Source organism: Adlercreutzia muris, from assembly GCF_041223505.1.
GTDB classification, from domain to species: Bacteria; Actinomycetota; Coriobacteriia; order Coriobacteriales; family Eggerthellaceae; genus Adlercreutzia; species Adlercreutzia muris.
Window position 1 is genome coordinate 1 of the sequence record NZ_JBCLQK010000002.1, and the last position, 17,001, is coordinate 17,001.

Here is a 17,001-nt window from a genome sequence, read left to right on the forward strand (position 1 = left end):
CAACTTGCGGCGTCGATTTATCGAGCACGACCTCGCGGTTACTCATCGTGGGGAGCACACTTTTTGAGCCTTAACTCACAAAAACCTAGGTTGACCAGCTATTTTCCTCAGGCGCGAAAAAAGTTGGAGAATTGGTGTTGACGTTTCGGTGCCAAGTCCGTATGATGGCAGCAACAGCTAGATTTCCCGCGAACCGAGCGTGGGGAAAGGGAAGTCTCAAAATATGCAGAGCGTCCTCGGACGTCGCATCATAAGGTTATGAGAAGCAGAGTATTTGAGCGAAAGCCGGATGCTCTGCTTTTTTGTTGCCTTAAGGAGGTGAGACGAGGATGGATGTCAACTTGTATGCGCTTCTCACGTATGCGCTGACGGCGGCGATCTCCCTTTTGGTCATCGCAGTCATCGTGGTCATCAACAAGCTGATGAACCGCAGCAAATCCAAAGATTCCGAGTAAACCGAGTATCTGATTTGCCCCTGGGCGCCCTTGCGCCCGCTCCTCTGATCTCCGAAAGGAAAACGAACTAAGATGGATGTTTTAGCTCAGATTTTCCCCGGCATCGCCACCCTGTTCATGACCGATCCCGTTTTGGGCGCCGTGCGCGTGGGGCTGACGATCCTGGGCTTCGTTTTGGCCTACTTCGGCTTCAAGGGCAAGCTTGAGCCGCTGATCATGGTTCCCATGGGCCTTGGCATGATCGCCGTGAACTGCGGCGTGCTGTTCTTGGACGGTGGTACCACGGGCACCCTGATCATCGACCCGCTCGTCAGCGAGACCGATGATCTCATGACGGCCATCCAGGTGAACTTCCTGCAGCCGATCTACAACTTCATGTTCTCCAACAACCTCATCGCATGCTTGGTGTTCATGGGCATCGGCGCTCGCAGCGAGATCAGCTTCCTGCTGGCCCGCCCCTGGACCTGCATCATCATCGCCATCTTCGCCGAGCTGGGCACCTTTGTCACCCTGGCTCTGGGCGTCGACTTCTTCGGCCTCGATCCGGCCAGCGCCGCCTCGGTGGCCATCATCGGCGGCGCCGACGGTCCCATGGTGCTGTTCGGCACCCTCATGATGAAGCCGGAGCTGTTCGTGTCCGTCTCCATCATCGCCTACCTGTACCTGTCCCTCACCTACGCGGGTTATCCCTACATCATCAAGGCCATGGTGCCCAAGAAGTACCGCGGCATCGACATCGAGTTCGATATGCCCCAGGTGTCCCAGAAGGCGAAGTTCATCTTCATCGTGGTGGTCTGCCTGCTGCTGTGCCTGCTGCTGCCCGTGGCCGCACCGCTCATGCTGTCCTTCTTCCTCGGCATGGCCGTGAAGGAAGCGAAGATCATGCCTTACCAGGAGCTGCTCGAGGGCGGTATCACGAGCTTCTCTTCCCTGTTCTTGGGTCTGGTGCTCGGCTGCCTCTGCGAGGCGAGCACTATCCTGAATCCCACCGTGGGCATCATCCTCGTCCTCGGCATCCTGGCCCTGGCCATCTCGGCCGTGGGCGGCATCGCCGGCGGCTGGGTCATGTACTTCGTGGGCAAGAAGACCGGTAAGTCCTTCAACCCCGCGGTCGGCATCGCCGGCATCTCCTGCATGCCCACGACGACCAAGCTCGCCCAGCATGCAGTGGAAGAGGAGAACCCCTTCGCCATCGTCATCCCCATTGCCATGGGCTGCAACATCTCCGGCGTTATCGTGTCGGCCATCGCCGCCGGCGTCTTCGTCGCCACCATCGGACTGGTCCTCTAGTCCAGCGTTTCAATCGCGAACCATTCGATGAGCGGGCCGCCTCTCACCGAGGCGGCCCCCGAGAGGGCGGTGGGATCTCATGGATGCTATCGACTACGAACGGCTTCAAATCAAGGGTATCGGCCCCCAGGGCCTGGGGCGCCGGGCGCTCCAGCTGTCCATGACCGAGACCAAGTCCGAGGAGGACGCCCTCAAGCGGCAGTTCCTTCGCGAGGGCATTGTGGCTGTGGCCACCGAGGTGGGCGGCACGAGCGATACCGACTTCCAGACCAAGGCCGCCCGCGCTGTCATCGGGGCGGCGCTCAACTCCGGTCTGGTGGAGAAGGAGGGTCGCTCCATCCACGCCCTCATGCATGCGACCGAGGAGGCCAAGCGCGGCGTTCTCGTGAACACGGCGTCGTCGGCGAGCCTCGCCATGAAGATCGCCATCGTGCGCAATAAGGGATGGGTGGCCGTGGCCTTCTACGGCGAATCGTCCCTCCATGTGTTCTCGTGCCACGAACGGGTGGGCCTGGGCGTCATGCACCTGCCCGATCTGGACCGCATTGAAAAGTAAGGCAAGCAGGTATCAGGAAAGGAAAGGAGAAGGAATGACGACGGAACCGAAGATCTGGAACACGCTCCAGCGGGACTACCGTGAGCGCATCGAGGCCGCCCGTCCCTATGTGATGGACGGGAAGGTGGTCGAGGCGGGAGATGCGGTGAAGCTGCTCGAGGCCGTGATCCGCCCCGGCGACAAGGTTAACATCGAGGGCGACAACCAGAAGCAGGCCGACTTCTTGGCCCAGTGCCTCTGCGAGGTGGACACCGAGAAGGTGCACGATCTGCACATGGTGCAGTCGGTGCTCTCCATCCCGGCCCATCTGGACGTCTTCGATAAGGGCATCGCCAAGAAGGTGGACTTCTCGTTCTCGGGGCCCCAGGCGGGCCGCTTGGCCGAGTACGTGCGCGACGGCAAGATCGAACTGGGAGCCATCCACACCTATCTGGAGCTCTACGGCCGCTACTTCGTGGACCTCACGCCGCGCGTGGCGCTGTGCGTGGGCGTGTCCGCCGACAAGGACGGCAACATCTACACCGGCTTCAACACCGAGGACACCGCGGTCATCGCCGAGGCGGTGAAGTTCCACCAGGGCATCGTCATCGTGCAGGTGAACGAGCTGGTGGACGAGGTGCCCCGCGTGGACATTCCCGGCGACTGGGTGGACTTCGTCATCCAGGCGCCGCGCCCCTTCTACATCGAGCCCCTGTTCACCCGTGACCCGGCCCTCATCACCGACTCGCAGATCCTGCGCGCCATGATGGTCATCAAGGGCATCTACGGCGAGTACGGCATCCAGCGCTTGAACCACGGCATCGGCTTCGATACCGCCGCCATCGAGCTTCTGCTGCCCACCTATGGCGAGGAGCTGGGGCTCAAGGGCAAGATCTGCTCCTACTTCGTGACCAATCCCCATCCCACCCTCATCCCGGCCATCGAGTCCGGTTGGGTGAAGACCATGTACTGCTTCGGCGGCGAGGCGGGCATGGCCGACTACGTCCAGGCGCGCCCCGACGTGTTCTTCATCGGCCCCGACGGCACCATGCGCTCGAACCGCGACTACGCCCAGACCGCGGGCCACTACGCCCTGGACATGTTCATCGGCGGCACGCTGCAGATCGACAAGTACGGTAATTCCTCCACGGCCACGGCCAGTCGCATCGCCGGTTTCGGCGGCGCTCCCAACATGGGCTGCGACGCCAAGGGCCGACGCCACTCCACGCCGGGCTGGATGAAGTGCGGCGAGGAGTACGGCATGCACGACGAGCTGGTTGGCGACCTTCCCCGCGGCAAGCGGCTCGTCGTGCAACTCCAGGAGACCTTCCGGGAGAAGATGGCCCCGGGCTTCGTGGACAAGCTGGACGCCGTGGCCCTGGCCGAGAACGCCGGGCTCGATCTGCCCCCGGTCATGATCTACTCCGACGATCTCACCCACATCGTCACTGAGGAGGGCATCGCCTACCTGCACAAGTGCACCTCCATGGCCGACCGCATGGCCGCCATCCGCGCCGTGGCCGGCTTCACCGAGGTGGGCATGGCCGAGGATCCGGACGAGACCGCGGCCCTCAAGGAGCGCGGCATCTTCAAGACCCCAGCCGATCTGGGCATCGACGTGCGCCGCGCCAACCGAGACCTTTTGGCCGCTAAGTCCGTGAAGGACCTGGTGAACTGGTCCGGCGGCCTGTACAACCCGCCCGCGAAGTTCCGCAACTGGTAGTTCGACCCAATCGGTCCGAAGAGAAAGCAAGGAGGTTACCCGATGGCATTGAGGGAGCTCAATTTCACGTTCACTCCCGAAGACCCGCGTCCGTTCCCGGTGGGCTGGTCCCACCGAGGCGTCGTCGGCTCCGGCGATATGGAGGTCATGTTCGAGCAGCGCGATCTGGGCGGCGACGTGCAGATCAAGGTGTGCACCCCGGTGGTCGGCTTCGACGAGGTGTGGGAGCGCGTGCTCGACCGCTTCGTGCGCGAGAGCCAGGTCAGTGACGCCGTTATCGAGATCAACGACAACAACGCAACCCCGGTCGTGGTGTCCATGCGCATGCGCCAGGCCATTGAAGAGGCAAGGAAGGAGGCAGAGTAAATGATCGACTGGAAGGAACTGGAGGCCAAGAGCTTCTACGGCGCCTCGGCTCGCGAGCGCGCCCGCGGCATCGTCGACGAGGGCACGTTCACCGAGCTTGCCGGACCTGCCGACCGTATGAGCAGCCCGCATCTGCCCGTGCTCGGCGAGGCCGTGGAATGGGACGACGGCTGCGTGACCGGCGTCGGCCTCATCGGCAAGCACCCGGTGTTCGTCATCTCCCAGGAGGGCCGCTTCATCGGCGGCGCGGTGGGCGAGGTCCACGGGGCCAAGATGGTGGGCACCTTCGTGCTGGCCCGTCAGATGTACGAGCGCATCAAGGAGGAGTATCCCGACGAGCTGGCCGAGCGCCTGCCCGCCGTGGTCATCTCCTTCGAGACCGGCGGCGTGCGCCTGCACGAGGCCAACGCCGGCCTTCTGGCCCATGCCGAGGTCATGGACCAGATTCAGGAGACCAAGGGCAAGTTCCCCGTCATCTCGCTCATCGGCTCGAAGGTGGGCTGCTTCGGTGGCATGGGCTTCGTGGCCGCCGCCACCGATGTCATCGTCATGAGCGATCTGGGCCGCCTGGGCCTGACGGGCCCCGAGGTCATCGAGCAGGAGATGGGCAAGGACGAGTTCGACTCCGCCGATCGCTCCCTTGTGTACCGTACCACCGGCGGCAAGCACAAGTACATCATGCGCGACGCGAACTACCTGGTGGAGGACACCCTGGGTGACTTCCACGATCAGCTGGCCGCCATCATGGAAGCTCCCTACGACGAGATCGTGAAGTGCCGCCGCATCGGCAGCGAGGAGCTCGTGGACGAGCAGCTGGCCCTAGCCGAGCTGTCCGTGGAGATGGCGCCGAAGGACGCGCGCGACGTGTGGGCCTACTTCGGCAACGAGGACGTCGAGCAGATTCCCGAGATGACCACGGCGGAGTTCCTCGCTGTGGCTCAGCGTCGATAAGGAGGCACCATCTATGACTGTTGAAGTAATGATCGGACGGGGCCGCGATGCCATCGACATGGTGGTGGACCCCGGCAGCTTCCACGAGAATTCGGTGGGCGATGTAACGTTTTCCGAAGACATCGGCCCGGGTGCTGTGGTAGGCGAGGCGGCCATCGACGGCCGCGACGTGGTGGTCATCGCCAACGACGCCCAGGCGTTCAATGACAAGTTCCCCGTGGTGTATTTCGGCGTCATCGGCCTGGAAGAGGCCTACAAGATGGCGAAGGTGGTCTACACCACCATCAAGCAGGACGCCGACAAGCCCGTGGGCGAGAAGCGCCCGCTCGTGCTCATCGTGGACACCCCCGGCAACGGCCCCGGCAAGATCGAGGAGATCTTCGGCATGAACAAGGCCACCGGCTCCTATCAGCTGGCCTTGGCCGAGGCGCGCAAGAGCGGGCATCCCGTGATCGCGCTCGTCATCGGCCGCGCCATCTCCGGTGCCTTCCTCTGCCACGGTCTGCAGGCCGACCATATTCTGTCCCTGTCCCCTGAGTTCGGCACCATGATCCACGTCATGCCCATCACCTCCATCTCCCGCATCACGAAGATGGATATCGAGCGGTTGGAGGAGCTGTCCAAGGAGAACCCGGTCTTCGCGGCCGGCCCCCAGTTCTTCTACCACCTGGGCGGCGTGGACGAGCTGGTGGAGAACGTCGAGGACATGCGCCCGGCGGTGGCCCGCCACATCGCTGAGGTGGAGGCCGCGAAGCTGGCCGGCGATGGCGACGCTACCGGTCCTATGGGCCACGGCACCCTCGGCGAGGAGCGCGGCGGCCGCATGATGCGCCGCAGGGTCATCGACCGCATGGAGGAAGAGTTTGCCTCCGTGGCCGGCCAGTACCTCTAGGCACTCCCATGGACGTAGCACAGCAGGCTGTCGACGAGCTGGCGTACCTGGCCGAGGAGTTTTCCACAGCCCCCGCGTTGGACGAGATGGAGCGGCGCACCTTGGCCGACAAGGCCACGGCCGGCCCGACGAGCGCCCATGTGATCGAGGAGGTGCACACGCCCCTGAACTTCGCCTATACGACGTTCACCACGGGCAGCACCGCCTTCCAGAACATCGTGGGTGTGACCTGGTCCGAGCTGCCCGAGCGCGAAAGATCTGGGGCGCGGGCCCTCAGCCGGGCCGGGGCGCGGCCCGATGACACGGTGCTGCTGTGCTACGCGCCGCTGGGCAACGTGTTTTCCCGCGGGGCCTTCGAGCGGGCGCAGGTCAGGCCGGTGTTCCTCAGCCGGTCCTCGCGCGACGCGTTCCTCGTGGCCTTGTGCCGCGAGCGGCCCCGGGTGGTCGTGGGGGAGTCCAGCTTTCTGCGCGCCTCGCTGGAAGATGCCAAGAAGCTGGGCGTGTGGGATGCGGTTCCGGAGGGGGTGCACCTGCTGTGCGCGGGCACGCCGCTCGATCTGGAGCTCTTGCCCATCGCCGAGGAGAAGGGCGCGGTCGTGCACGACCTGTACGGCTGCCAGGAGTTCGGCTGGCTCGTGATGGATGGAGCGCCTCTGCGCGACGACCTCACCCTGGTGGCCGACCCCCAGCGGGAAGGCTGGGCCATGTTGGCAGCGGGAGGGCTGCCGACCGGCGACAGCTTTCCCGTGGGCGGAACCGGGCACGTGCTGAACCCCGCCGGCATCATCCACACCTATTCCCGTAAGCGCACGACGCCGGAGCTGGAGGTGGTGGTGCAGGCTTGCACCGCGCAATCGGCTCTGACCCTCGAGCGGGCATGCCGGTCCATCCTGCGGATCAAGGGCCGCATCGTGCGCATGGCGCCCGACGTGGTCGTCGGCGCTCCGGTCAACGAGCTCGCCCTCATGAGCGCGTGGCCCGAGAACCGCATGGTGGCCGTCATCGACGACCCGGAGAAGACGGTGCTGTTCGCGCGCCTTCTGGAAGCGCAGGAGCGCTACCAGGCCACGTCGAAGAGCGATCCGCTCTGGACGAAGGGGCGCTGAGCGGTGCGCGGGCGCTTTCGCCGCCACGACCTGGTGACCATCGTGCCGGCGGCTCGCCGGTCGCTGGCGGTGGAAGTGCTCGGCGACCCGTCGTGGTGGCCCGCCGACGAGGTGGAGCAGCTGCGATGCGGGGTGGTGGACGGGGTGCCGCTGCCGGGAATCGTCTCCCGGCAGGAGGACGGTCGCCCCGGCTTGGCGGTGGGGTTCGCAACGCCCTTCCGCCAGGAGGGAAACCGGTTGCGCGGGCGCGCCGTCGTGCCGCCCGCGGCCGTCTCCCTCATTCGCGATCCCTACCAGGTGATCGCGCACAAGCGCTGCACGGTCGTTCCCGATCTGCCGGTTTTCGGCGTTCTGGACGAGGCGTGGGCGCTGGCCGCCGCGGCCGGGCTGCCCTGCGGGGTCTTCGGATCCGTCGCGCTGCAGCTGGCAAGCGGCCTGCCCTTCTGCCACGAGGGCTCGGATCTGGACCTCGTGGTGAAGATGGGGGCGCTCGGCGCCGTCGAGCGCTTCTACGGCGCGGTGGTCGACCTCGCGCAGAAAAGCGGCGTTGCCATCGATGTGGAACTGGAGCTTCCCGATGGCGCGGGCATCAAGCTCGCCGAGCTTTTCGACGGGGGAGCCACCGTGCTCGCCAAGGGATTCACTGGCGTGCGCCTTATGGACAAAGACGAGGTGCGCGCCATGGATCATAGATATTCGCTCTGCTAAGAGAAGGAGAAAGAAATGGATGTCAAATCTCGTGTGCCCGGCAAGATGGTCGAGGTGAAGGTTGCCGTGGGCGACACCGTGGCGACCAAGGACGTGCTCGGCGTCATGGAGGCGATGAAGATGAACCAGAACATCGCCTGCCCCTGCGACGGCGTGGTGAAGGAGATCAACTTCGCCGCCGGCGATCGCGTCGACGCCGGTGCCGTGATGTTCGTCATCGAGTAACTGAGAAAACGAAGGCGGCTGCGGAAAGGGGTTTTCGCCGCAGCCGCCCCACCTGACATGTAAGGGGCAATTCATGGTTATTTACGGATTAGCCTTGCTTTCGGGATGCTTCTTCGGCGGCATGCTGCTCGGAGACATCCTGGGCATGATCACCGGCGTTGGATCCAACGTCGGCGGCGTGGGTTTCGCCATGTTGGCGCTGATCCTCGTCTCGAGCAAGCTCTTGAAGGAGAACAAGCTGTCCACCAAGGCTCAGGACGGCATTATGTTCTGGAGCGCGATGTACATTCCCATCGTGGTGGCAATGACGGCCTGTCAGGACGTCGCTGCGGCCATCATGGGAGGCGGCGTGCTCACCATCATGTGCGGCATCGTGTGCACCATCGTGCCGCTGCTGCTCATTCCGGTTATCTCGAAGTTGGGCGCGCCTTCCGAGCCGCTGCCCCCGCTGAGCAAGGAATAAGGGGGTCGTCATGGAACTGATCGAAATGATCACCAACATCATGACCAAAAACGGCCTGGTCATGTCGTTTCTCGTCGTGGGCGCCGTCATGGCCGTCGCGAATCTGCTCGGCAAGGCCACCCGGGGCCGTATCGCCGGCTCGGCCATCGCCATCGTATTCGGCCTGATCCTCGCCCTCATCGGCGGTCTGGCCACCGGCGGCGAGAAGGGCCTGTCGGACGTGGCCATGTTCAGCGGCCTGGCGGTGATGGGCGGCGGCATGCTGCGCGACTTCTCCATCGTGTCCACGGCCTTCGGCGCCAGCCTCGATGAGATCAAGAAGGCCGGCCTGCCCGGCATTCTCGCCCTGTTCATCGGCGTCATCCTGGCGTTTATCATCGGTGCCATCTTCGCCTTTGCCTTCGGCTACACCAGCGCGGCCGACATGGCCACCATCGGCGCCGGCGCCGTGACCTTCATCGTGGGCCCGGTCACCGGTGCTGCGGTGGGCGCCTCCTCCGAGGTCGTGGCCATCTCCATCGCCATCGGCGTGCTGAAGTCCATCGTGGTCATGATCGCCACGCCCATGCTGGCCAAGCCACTCGGCTTGAACAACCCGAAGTCCGCCATGATCTTCGGCGGCCTCATGGGCACCACCTCCGGCGTGGCCGCGGGCCTGGCCGCCACCGACGAGCGCCTGGTTCCCTACGGCGCCATGACCGCCACGTTCTACACCGGCACGGGCTGCCTGCTGTGCCCGTCGGTGCTGTATCTGGCGCTCACGATGTTCTTCTAGCGGCGCTGATCGCGCTGCGGGGCCCCGGACGGGGCGCGGGCGCGGTGTGGTGGCGCCTCAGGCCGCCGAGGCCCTCTGGCAGGGGCCGACGGAGCGGTTGGGGGCGACGGGCCGGTTCTCTGGCAGGAACCGCGCAGCGGTCGCCCAAGAAAGTAACGGCATAGGATTATGCGCGGGGGAGAAGGAATTGAACGACGTGCGCTGGGCTTTGGCTGAGCCGGTGGTAAACGGTCTGTTGCTCGAAGTGGCAACGGCAGGCAAACCGGGACTGGTTTGCCCTGGCAGTACCGGAAGCCACGACGATATGAGCATTCTCACGTTCATGTGCGGGTCGGCGTCCCTTCTCCCTTACTTTCTGGAGTTTATCGAACGGGGGCTCTCTTTTGAAGGAGAGCCCGCCGAGTTGTTCCGCCAGGCGCGGTTTCGGGGCATCTCGGCTGAGCGCCGCCTCCTGGAGGCAACCGGGGGCGTGAATACGCAAAGGGGGGCGCTGTTCGCCCTCGGTATGCTGGCAGCCTTCGCCGGCCAGGTGCATCGCCTTCACGGAGAAGTGCGGTGCCCGTCCCTCTTTGCCTATGCGCGCGCGGCCACCGCCGGCCTCGTGGAGCGGGAGCTGGCGGGGACGACTGAGCCGGTCACGGCCGGAGAGAAGCTGTATAAGCGCTACGGGGCCACGGGCATCCGTGGCGAGGTGGAGGCTGGCTTCCCCTCGGTGGCCGAGGCGGGCTTGCCGGCCCTGCGCGAGGCCTTTGGGCGCGGGAGTACCCTCTCGGAGGCCCTGACCCACAGCCTGGTGGCCCTCATGGCCGTAGTGGACGACACCACGGTGCTCTGGCGCGGCGACGATCGGCTCTTGGTCGAGGTGCAGAACCGCGCCGCCGCCGTGCTGGAAGCAGGCTCGGTGTTCACCGAGGCAGGACGGGCGGCCTACGGGCGCCTGGGTGCCTTCTGCGCCGCCTATCGTTTGAGCCCTGGGGGCAGCGCCGACCTGCTGTCGGCCACCATCGCCTGCTACCTGTGGGAAGAGGGGGCCTTCCCCGCCGATATTAGCCGTCGCTAGGGCGGCGGAAGGGAGCTTGCCGTGATATCCTGTCAGGCCATTGCTGCCGAGCTGCGCCTCGGTCACCCCTGGGCCATTCGCAGCTTCGATGAAGTGGGCTCCACTATGACTGAGATTAGTCGGGCCGCCGAGGAAGGTGCGCCCCCCTTCACGGTGGCCGTGGCCGAGAGCCAGACCGCGGGCACCGGCCGCCACGACCGCCCCTGGGCATCGGCGGCGGGGGACGGCCTGTGGATGACGGCCCTGCTGCGACCCTCCCTTCCTGCGGATCGGGCACCCTGGTTCACCCTGGGCGCTGCGGTGGCCGTGGCCGACGGCCTGCTCTCCCTCGGGTTCCCCGTGGGCATCAAATGGCCCAACGACGTGCTCGTGGCCGACGGCCCCCTCTTTCGCCGCAAGCTGTGCGGCATTCGGGCCGAGATGGCCGTGGCCGAAGACGGGAGCCTGGCCTGGGTGAGCATCGGTATCGGTCTCAACGTGCACCAGGCCGCCTTCGAGGGGGAGCTGGCTTCGGTGGCTGCCAGCCTGCGCATGGTGGCGGCCGCGGGGGGCGTGGAGGGGGCTGGCGATTGCGCGGCCTCGGGCGAGCATTCGGGCGCGGCTTTCGGCAACGTGGCGACGGCTGGCAGGTGTGGCGCAGCGGGAGCAGGCGGTGCGGCGGGAGAGCCCTCGCGGGCCCAGTGCGCCGGAGCCATTTTGAACCGTTTGGAACGGGTGGACCGCTCCTTTGCCGAAGAGGGCTTCGGCCCGGTGCGGAGCCGCTGGCTTGATCTGGCCCTCGGCCTGAACCGAGAGGCCACGGTGCGTGACATCGAGGGCGAGCAGACCGGTATCGTGCGCGGCATGGACGAGGAAGGGCACCTGCTGCTGGAGCGGCCCGGCGACGACGCCCCTTTCCCCATTGTGGCGGGAGATCTCGTCTTCGCCGTGTAGGGCGGCGGTTTTGCAGCCCGATCCCGCGCAGGGGCGCGGCGGCTCCCTTTCCTTGGTGCGGAATGGTGCCGTCGGGGTAGTGCGGCCAGAGGTTCGCGGGGGGCTGGGAATGCGGCCGGCGCGCCCCGGCCTTATTGACGCTCGTTCGGGCTTTTCGATCTTTCACCCTTTTGGCCGATGGGCTGTGCGTTTTTGTATCGACATTCGTTCCCGCGTCGTTTATCATCCAAATAGCTGATGATATGCCCGCTGCGGGAGGGGTTGTTCCTGTGTTTGAATTCTTGTCTTCGCCATTCGGTTTGGTAGCCGTGGGCCTCGGTGTCCTGGCGGTGGCCGTCTTGGCCCTGTGCCTGTGGATCACCACCCTCGACCGCCGTATGCGCGGCATGGCCGATGGTCTGGAGGTGGAGCGACGCAAGGTGGCCGAAATGCAGATGGTCATCGGCCGCCGCAATAATGCGGCCCGCAGCTATGGGCGCGGCGGCCGCCCTGCCCCGGCGGCTGCTCCGGCTCCGACGGCCGCCCCCGCGCCCAACGGCGCCCCCGCGGCCATGGCCCAGGCCGCTCCGGTTCCGAGCGGTGCCGCCGCAACGGCGCCCGGCGCCCCCGTGCCCGGCCGCCCGGCTCCCGCACCCCGCGGTGCGGCCGGCCATCCGTCCCAGCCGACCCCCAATCCGCAGCAGACGCCGCAGGGCTGCGGCCCGCAGCCCGCGCCGGCTCGCGGCGGTCGTCCCGCCCGGGGCCAGGGCAGCCGGCACCCGCAGATCCCCCGCGGCGCTCAGGCCGCCCTGGCTCCCACGCCCCAGCCGGCCGCTGCCGGGTGGACCCCTACGAGCATCCCCCTGCCCACGGGCCAGGAGGTGGATTCCTGGGTGCAGGGTGGTCCGGCCGATCAGGCCATCGTCATGCCCGGTAAGAAGATGAGCCGCAAGGCCCGCCGCGAGGCCGAGCGCGCCTTCGCCGCTCGGGCTGCTGCCGAGCTGGAGGCCCGTCAGGCCCGCCGCGCTCAGGAGGTTTCGGTGCCCCGGGGCGCCCAGCGCACGGGCAATCCCCGGGCTGTGGCTGCCCGCGGTGTTGAGGCCCGCGGGGCCGTGCGTCCCTACGGCGGACCGGCCGCTCCGGTGCCGTCGGCTGTGGCCCAAGCCCAGGTCCAGGCCCGCGGCCGCCACGCCCGCTAAGGCCCTCGCCCACCGCAAGGCCCCCGTTCGCCACGGCGAACGGGGGCCTTGCGGTTGCTGCCTACTTGCCCGTATAGGCCGCTTGGAATCGGGCCACGTCGTGCTCGTAGATGACGAGCGTGCTGTCGGGCTCTTCCAGGTAGAAGGGCACCCCGGTCAGCTTCGGATGGTTCACGAGGGCCGCCAGGGCCTCAAAGCCGATCGCACCCTCGCCGATGCGGGCGTGGCGATCCACATGGCTGCCGCGCTCGTGGATGGCATCGTTGAGGTGCACGGCCTTCAGCTTGTCCAGACCGACGGTGCGATCGAACTGCCCGAGCACGCCGTCCAGGTCGCCCGCGATGTCGTAGCCCTCGGCCCACACGCCGGCGCAATCGAGGCACACACCCACGTGATCGGCCAGCTTTACCTGGTCGATGATGGCTGCTAGCTGCTCGAAGGAGGTGCCCACTTGGCTGCCTTCCCCGGCCATGGTGTCCAGCAGCACCAGGGTGGTCTGGCTGGGGGTGATCACCTTGTTCAGGGCATCGGCCACATCGGCCAGCCCCTCTTCCACGGAAATGCCCATGCGGCTGCCCGGGCGCACCAGGTACAGCGGCACTTGCAACTCGGCCAGCTGGGCCAGATCCTCGGCGTAGGTCATGAGGGCGAAATCGCGCTCGCTCATCTGGGCCGCGGCCGGGTCGGTGTCGTAGGGGGCGTAGGCCAGCACGTCGCGCATGCCGTGATCGGCTGCGAAAGCGAGGTATTCCCGCACGTCCTTGGTATCCAGCTCCGCCTGTCGGCTGCCCCGCGGGCTGCGGGTGAAGTACTGGAAGGTGTTCGCGTTGATGGATGCGGCCTCTTTCGCCATTTCCAGATAGCCGCGCCGCTTCGACAAGTGGCAACCGATAGTCAGCATGGGGGTCCTTTCGCGAGTAGATTCTATTTTTGTGGCCAAAAAGCCGCCGAGTGAGCTCGAGATGATGGGAAGATCATAGTTCAGGGGTTGCCGAGGGGCCGAGAGTGGGGAAATTCGTTCAATAATCCGTTGCTTTGTACCCATGGGGACTCTTGTATGCGGTCCGGCGCGCTCCCAGAGCTCACTCGGCGGCTTTTTGGCCACAAAACGGCGGAGTGCTCCCATTCCTGTGCCCCCCACACTCTCCACACCCCCGCACCCCACGTACCCCACACACCCACATTCCCGCCCCCCCACATTCCCCACACCCCGCGCACCCCGCACCCCGCGCACCCACCTCCCGCACACCGTGCTTCGCCCCTCCCACGTTGGCGCGGCACCGTTTGGCCCGTGGAAGCCGCCGATCAACGGTCGCCGCGGCGTTGCCCGGGTGGTAGAATGGCCCTACCTCAAGAACATGCAGCCCAAACGAAGACAGAAGAGGTTCTCGCCCCATGGCACGATCTCAGCTCATCCTCAATCGCTATCGCGTTATCGACCAGGCCGGTGCCGGCGGCTACGGTACCGTCGTGCACGCCTTCGACACCCATCTCAAACGCGATGTGGCCATCAAGTGCATCGAGCTCTCGGAAGACGAGGTGGCCCGGGCGCGCCTCGTGGCCCTAGAGGCCCGCATGGCCGCCGATCTGGAGGACGGGGAGCCCTCCGCGGGCGCTGTAGCCGCTGGCGTTACGGCTCCTGCGGGTGCCGCGCCTTCCGGCGCCTCCGCCCCGGCCTCCGGTGCCGCCGATTTCCCCGCCGACCCCGCCTTCCTCCGGGGGGTCGACGAACGTCGCAGCGGTCGTCACTCGGCTGCGACTGTGCGCAGCGCCGAGGAGGTGCCCCCCTGGGAGGACATGGCCTTTGCCGAGGAAGAGGACGACTCCCTTGTTCCCTGGAACGCCGCTACCGGCGGCTTCGCCGGCCGTTCGCGGCCGAGCTTGGACGGCCGGGTGGGGCCCCGCAAGACGCGCCATGCCCCCGAGGCCCCCTACGTACCGCCGGTGGAGGTGCAGGATGCCGCCCCCATGAGCGACTACTTCGACGAGAGTGCCGTGGATGTGCGCCATCTGCGGGGCATCCGGGCATCCCGCACCATCGACGGGGCCGCCGAGAAGCGCCGTCGCCGCGGGGGCCGCGCCGCGGCCGCCTCCGTCGCCGTGTCGAGCGTATCGGCCGCAGTGGGCGGGGCCGGCGCCTCCGTGCCCCCGGCTTCCACCGACTTCGACGAGACCGACGATGCCGATCTCTTCGAGCACATTCCCGGCTTGGAGGAAGCCCGATCGGTGGCGAAGCTGTCCGATGCCAACATCGTCACTGTGTACGACTGCGCTGTAGAGGACGCCTGCGCCTACGTCATCATGGAGTACGTCGAGGGCAAGACCTTGGCGCAGATCATCGACGAGATCGACGACAGCATCACCCTGGATGTGGTGGCCGCCGTCTTCTCGGCCGTGGCCCATGCCCTCGAGGTGGCCCACGGCGCGAATACGCTGCACCTGGACATCAAGCCCGAGAACGTCATCGTGAACTCCAAGGGCGTGGCGAAGGTGACCGACTTCGGCCTGGCCGCCCTCATGGACGCCACGGGATCGGGCACCACCGGCGGCGGTACTATCGGCTATATGCCGTTAGAGCAGATGCGCCAGGAGCCTTTGGACGTGCGCACCGACGAGTGGGCCCTGGCGAGCCTCACCTACGAGATGCTCTCTGGCGAGAACCCCTTCTTCGCCAACGATCTGCCCGAGGCCGAGGAGGCCATCGAGGAGGCGGAGCTGGTGCTGCCCTCTCTGTGCTGGGACGAGCTGCCCGCCGAGGCCGACGACATCATGTTCGCCGCCCTCGACCCCGACCGCGACGAGCGCTTCGATACCGTAGCCGACTTCTCCGAGGCCCTCATGCCCCTGCTCGGCAACGCGAAGAAGGGCAAGAAGGTGCTGGCCGACATCGTGAAGGGGAAGGAAGACGCTGTCGCCGCCCCTGAGCCGGTGGAGCCCGCCGAGCCTCTGCCCCCCTTGGTGGACCGCCTCGGTCTGCGGGGCGCCATGGTGGTGGGCCACAGCCTGGCCGCCGTGGCCGTGGGGCTCATGGCTGCCGTGGGCATGGCGAACATCTCCCTGAGCCCGGGCTCGGCCATGGGCCTGGCCACCGATGCGCCGGTGGTGTACTGGGTCCTGGTGGCCCTCTGCGCCGGCGCGGCGGCCCTGCGACCCGCCTGGGGCTCGCTTCTCGGCTACGGGGCCCTCGTGGTGGGGCTCGGGGCCTCGGGCAGCTGGGTGCTCGCCCTGTTCCTGGCTGCGGTTACGGGGCTGTGGTGGTACTACGTCGGTCGGCGCGGTCCTACCCAGGCCGTGGCGGCCCTGGCTCAGCCCCTGTTCGGCTCCTTCGGTTTCGCGGGGCTGGCACCGGTGTGCTGCGGCGTGTTACTGCCGGTGCTGCAATCGGCCATCACGGCGGCCTTCACCTTCGCGACGGCTCTGGTCATGGCTTCCTTCGGCTCCCTGGATCTGCTGAACTGGGACGCTCTGCTCCATGTGGAGTTCGGCAGCAACCCCCAGGCGGCCTGCATCTCCATGGTCTCCCAGAGCGCGCCGTGGGCCATTGGCGTCAGCTGGATCGCCGCGGCCGCCGCCTACAGCCTGTTCTGCGTGCGCGGCACCCGCAACTTCGATATCGCCGGGTCGGTGGCGGCCGCGGCTCTGCTCATGCTCGGCGTGTGCGCCGCGGCCCACCTGGGCTCCTTCGGCGGCTCGTGGCTGCCCGCGCCGCCGGCTCTGCTGGGCGCCCTCGTGCCCGGTGCCCTCGGCATTGTCGCCGCGGTCATGGGCATTCCCGACCGCGCCCGCTGGGCCGAGGAGGAGTGGTACCTCGACGACGAGGAGCTGGAAGGGTAGGGCCTGTCCCAGCCCGGGGCCGCTCGTGCTCGGCTCCGGACCGCGGCGGCCGCTTGCGCTCGGCCCCAGGCTGCGCCCGATCCCGGGCTGCGGCGCTCGTGCTCGGCTCCGGCCGGGGCGCTCTCGGCTTCGAGCCCAGAAACACCGCGAGCCCGACCGTGATGGCCGGGCTCGCGTGGATGCGCGGGTCAGTGGCGAAGGCGGGCTAGTTCTCCTCGCCGTCCTCGTCATCGTCGAACAGCGACCAGTCGTCCTCGGTCTTCTCGTGGTTCTTGAACTGCTTGCGCGTCTTGCGTTCCAGAATGACGCACACGATGATGCTCGCGAGCAGGCCGATGCCGACGAGTACACCAATGCCGGGCATGGTCTCGAACAGGAAATGGTAGATCTCTTCAAAGTTCACGTTCATGGCGTCGTCCTCGTCTGCCTGAAACGCCGCGGGGCCCCTGGTGCCGAACGCGGCGGCGGGTCGGTGTTTTGCTGGGGAAAGTATACTATGCTTCTTCA

At 66.6% G+C, this 17,001-nt stretch carries 18 protein-coding genes; 16 read left to right on the forward strand and 2 right to left on the reverse strand.

The window, feature by feature from the left end:
• The first annotated feature begins 329 nt into the window (after positions 1 to 329).
• From AAK988_RS01965 to AAK988_RS02035, 15 genes are all read left to right on the forward strand, one after another.
• On the forward strand, positions 330 to 455 hold the full coding sequence (locus AAK988_RS01965; RefSeq protein ID WP_016310353.1) for a hypothetical protein: 126 nt from the start codon (positions 330 to 332) through the stop codon (positions 453 to 455).
• A 72-nt stretch (positions 456 to 527) separates the two neighbouring features.
• Entirely contained in the window at positions 528 to 1,745 is a 1,218-nt protein-coding gene (gene madB / locus AAK988_RS01970) for a Na+-transporting malonate decarboxylase, carboxybiotin decarboxylase subunit (protein WP_369872667.1), read from the forward strand.
• A gap of 79 nt (positions 1,746 to 1,824) precedes the next feature.
• The gene (locus AAK988_RS01975; RefSeq protein ID WP_016310355.1) at positions 1,825 to 2,301 is read left to right on the forward strand and encodes a HutP family protein; all 477 of its coding nucleotides are present in this window, start codon (positions 1,825 to 1,827) and stop codon (positions 2,299 to 2,301) included.
• A 34-nt stretch (positions 2,302 to 2,335) separates the two neighbouring features.
• Positions 2,336 to 4,003 (forward strand): malonate decarboxylase subunit alpha, encoded by a 1,668-nt coding sequence (mdcA, locus tag AAK988_RS01980; RefSeq protein WP_151430385.1) that lies wholly within the window; start codon positions 2,336 to 2,338, stop codon positions 4,001 to 4,003.
• 42 nt (positions 4,004 to 4,045) lie between these two features.
• Complete coding sequence (gene mdcC / locus AAK988_RS01985) at positions 4,046 to 4,369, forward strand: malonate decarboxylase acyl carrier protein (protein WP_016310357.1); 324 nt, start codon at positions 4,046 to 4,048, stop codon at positions 4,367 to 4,369.
• Positions 4,370 to 5,320 carry a biotin-independent malonate decarboxylase subunit beta gene (locus AAK988_RS01990; RefSeq protein ID WP_016310358.1) on the forward strand — a complete coding sequence of 317 codons (951 nt, stop codon included), beginning with the start codon at positions 4,370 to 4,372 and terminating at the stop codon, positions 5,318 to 5,320. It begins immediately after the preceding gene.
• Positions 5,321 to 5,333: 13 nt separating this feature from the next.
• Complete coding sequence (gene mdcE, locus AAK988_RS01995; RefSeq protein WP_369872668.1) at positions 5,334 to 6,212, forward strand: biotin-independent malonate decarboxylase subunit gamma; 879 nt, start codon at positions 5,334 to 5,336, stop codon at positions 6,210 to 6,212.
• An 8-nt stretch (positions 6,213 to 6,220) separates the two neighbouring features.
• The gene (locus tag AAK988_RS02000; protein ID WP_369872670.1) at positions 6,221 to 7,318 is read left to right on the forward strand and encodes a phenylacetate--CoA ligase family protein; all 1,098 of its coding nucleotides are present in this window, start codon (positions 6,221 to 6,223) and stop codon (positions 7,316 to 7,318) included.
• A gap of 3 nt (positions 7,319 to 7,321) precedes the next feature.
• Positions 7,322 to 8,026 carry a malonate decarboxylase holo-[acyl-carrier-protein] synthase gene (gene mdcG, locus AAK988_RS02005; protein WP_369880319.1) on the forward strand — a complete coding sequence of 235 codons (705 nt, stop codon included), beginning with the start codon at positions 7,322 to 7,324 and terminating at the stop codon, positions 8,024 to 8,026.
• Between the two features lie 15 nt (positions 8,027 to 8,041).
• A complete protein-coding gene (locus tag AAK988_RS02010; protein WP_016310362.1) occupies positions 8,042 to 8,251 on the forward strand; it encodes an acyl-CoA carboxylase biotin carboxyl carrier protein subunit in 210 nt (69 codons plus the stop codon).
• Positions 8,252 to 8,324: 73 nt separating this feature from the next.
• The gene (gene madL / locus AAK988_RS02015) at positions 8,325 to 8,714 is read left to right on the forward strand and encodes a malonate transporter subunit MadL (RefSeq protein ID WP_151430395.1); all 390 of its coding nucleotides are present in this window, start codon (positions 8,325 to 8,327) and stop codon (positions 8,712 to 8,714) included.
• Positions 8,715 to 8,724: 10 nt separating this feature from the next.
• On the forward strand, positions 8,725 to 9,489 hold the full coding sequence (madM, locus tag AAK988_RS02020; protein WP_016310364.1) for a malonate transporter subunit MadM: 765 nt from the start codon (positions 8,725 to 8,727) through the stop codon (positions 9,487 to 9,489).
• A gap of 196 nt (positions 9,490 to 9,685) precedes the next feature.
• Entirely contained in the window at positions 9,686 to 10,549 is an 864-nt protein-coding gene (locus AAK988_RS02025; protein ID WP_501993988.1) for a triphosphoribosyl-dephospho-CoA synthase, read from the forward strand.
• 21 nt (positions 10,550 to 10,570) lie between these two features.
• A complete protein-coding gene (locus AAK988_RS02030) occupies positions 10,571 to 11,482 on the forward strand; it encodes a biotin--[acetyl-CoA-carboxylase] ligase (RefSeq protein ID WP_151430398.1) in 912 nt (303 codons plus the stop codon).
• 269 nt (positions 11,483 to 11,751) lie between these two features.
• The gene (locus AAK988_RS02035; protein WP_369880320.1) at positions 11,752 to 12,660 is read left to right on the forward strand and encodes a hypothetical protein; all 909 of its coding nucleotides are present in this window, start codon (positions 11,752 to 11,754) and stop codon (positions 12,658 to 12,660) included.
• A gap of 61 nt (positions 12,661 to 12,721) precedes the next feature.
• Here AAK988_RS02035 and AAK988_RS02040 read toward each other — a convergent pair whose 3' ends face one another.
• A complete protein-coding gene (locus AAK988_RS02040) occupies positions 12,722 to 13,561 on the reverse strand; it encodes a deoxyribonuclease IV (protein ID WP_369880321.1) in 840 nt (279 codons plus the stop codon).
• A 494-nt stretch (positions 13,562 to 14,055) separates the two neighbouring features.
• On the opposite strand from AAK988_RS02040, the gene AAK988_RS02045 reads away from it, so the two are divergent.
• Positions 14,056 to 16,494, forward strand: coding sequence for a protein kinase domain-containing protein (locus AAK988_RS02045; protein WP_151429722.1), 2,439 nt, complete (start codon positions 14,056 to 14,058; stop codon positions 16,492 to 16,494).
• 205 nt (positions 16,495 to 16,699) lie between these two features.
• Here AAK988_RS02045 and AAK988_RS02050 read toward each other — a convergent pair whose 3' ends face one another.
• Entirely contained in the window at positions 16,700 to 16,903 is a 204-nt protein-coding gene (locus AAK988_RS02050; protein WP_201757842.1) for a DUF6724 family protein, read from the reverse strand.
• Positions 16,904 to 17,001 lie beyond the last annotated feature (98 nt).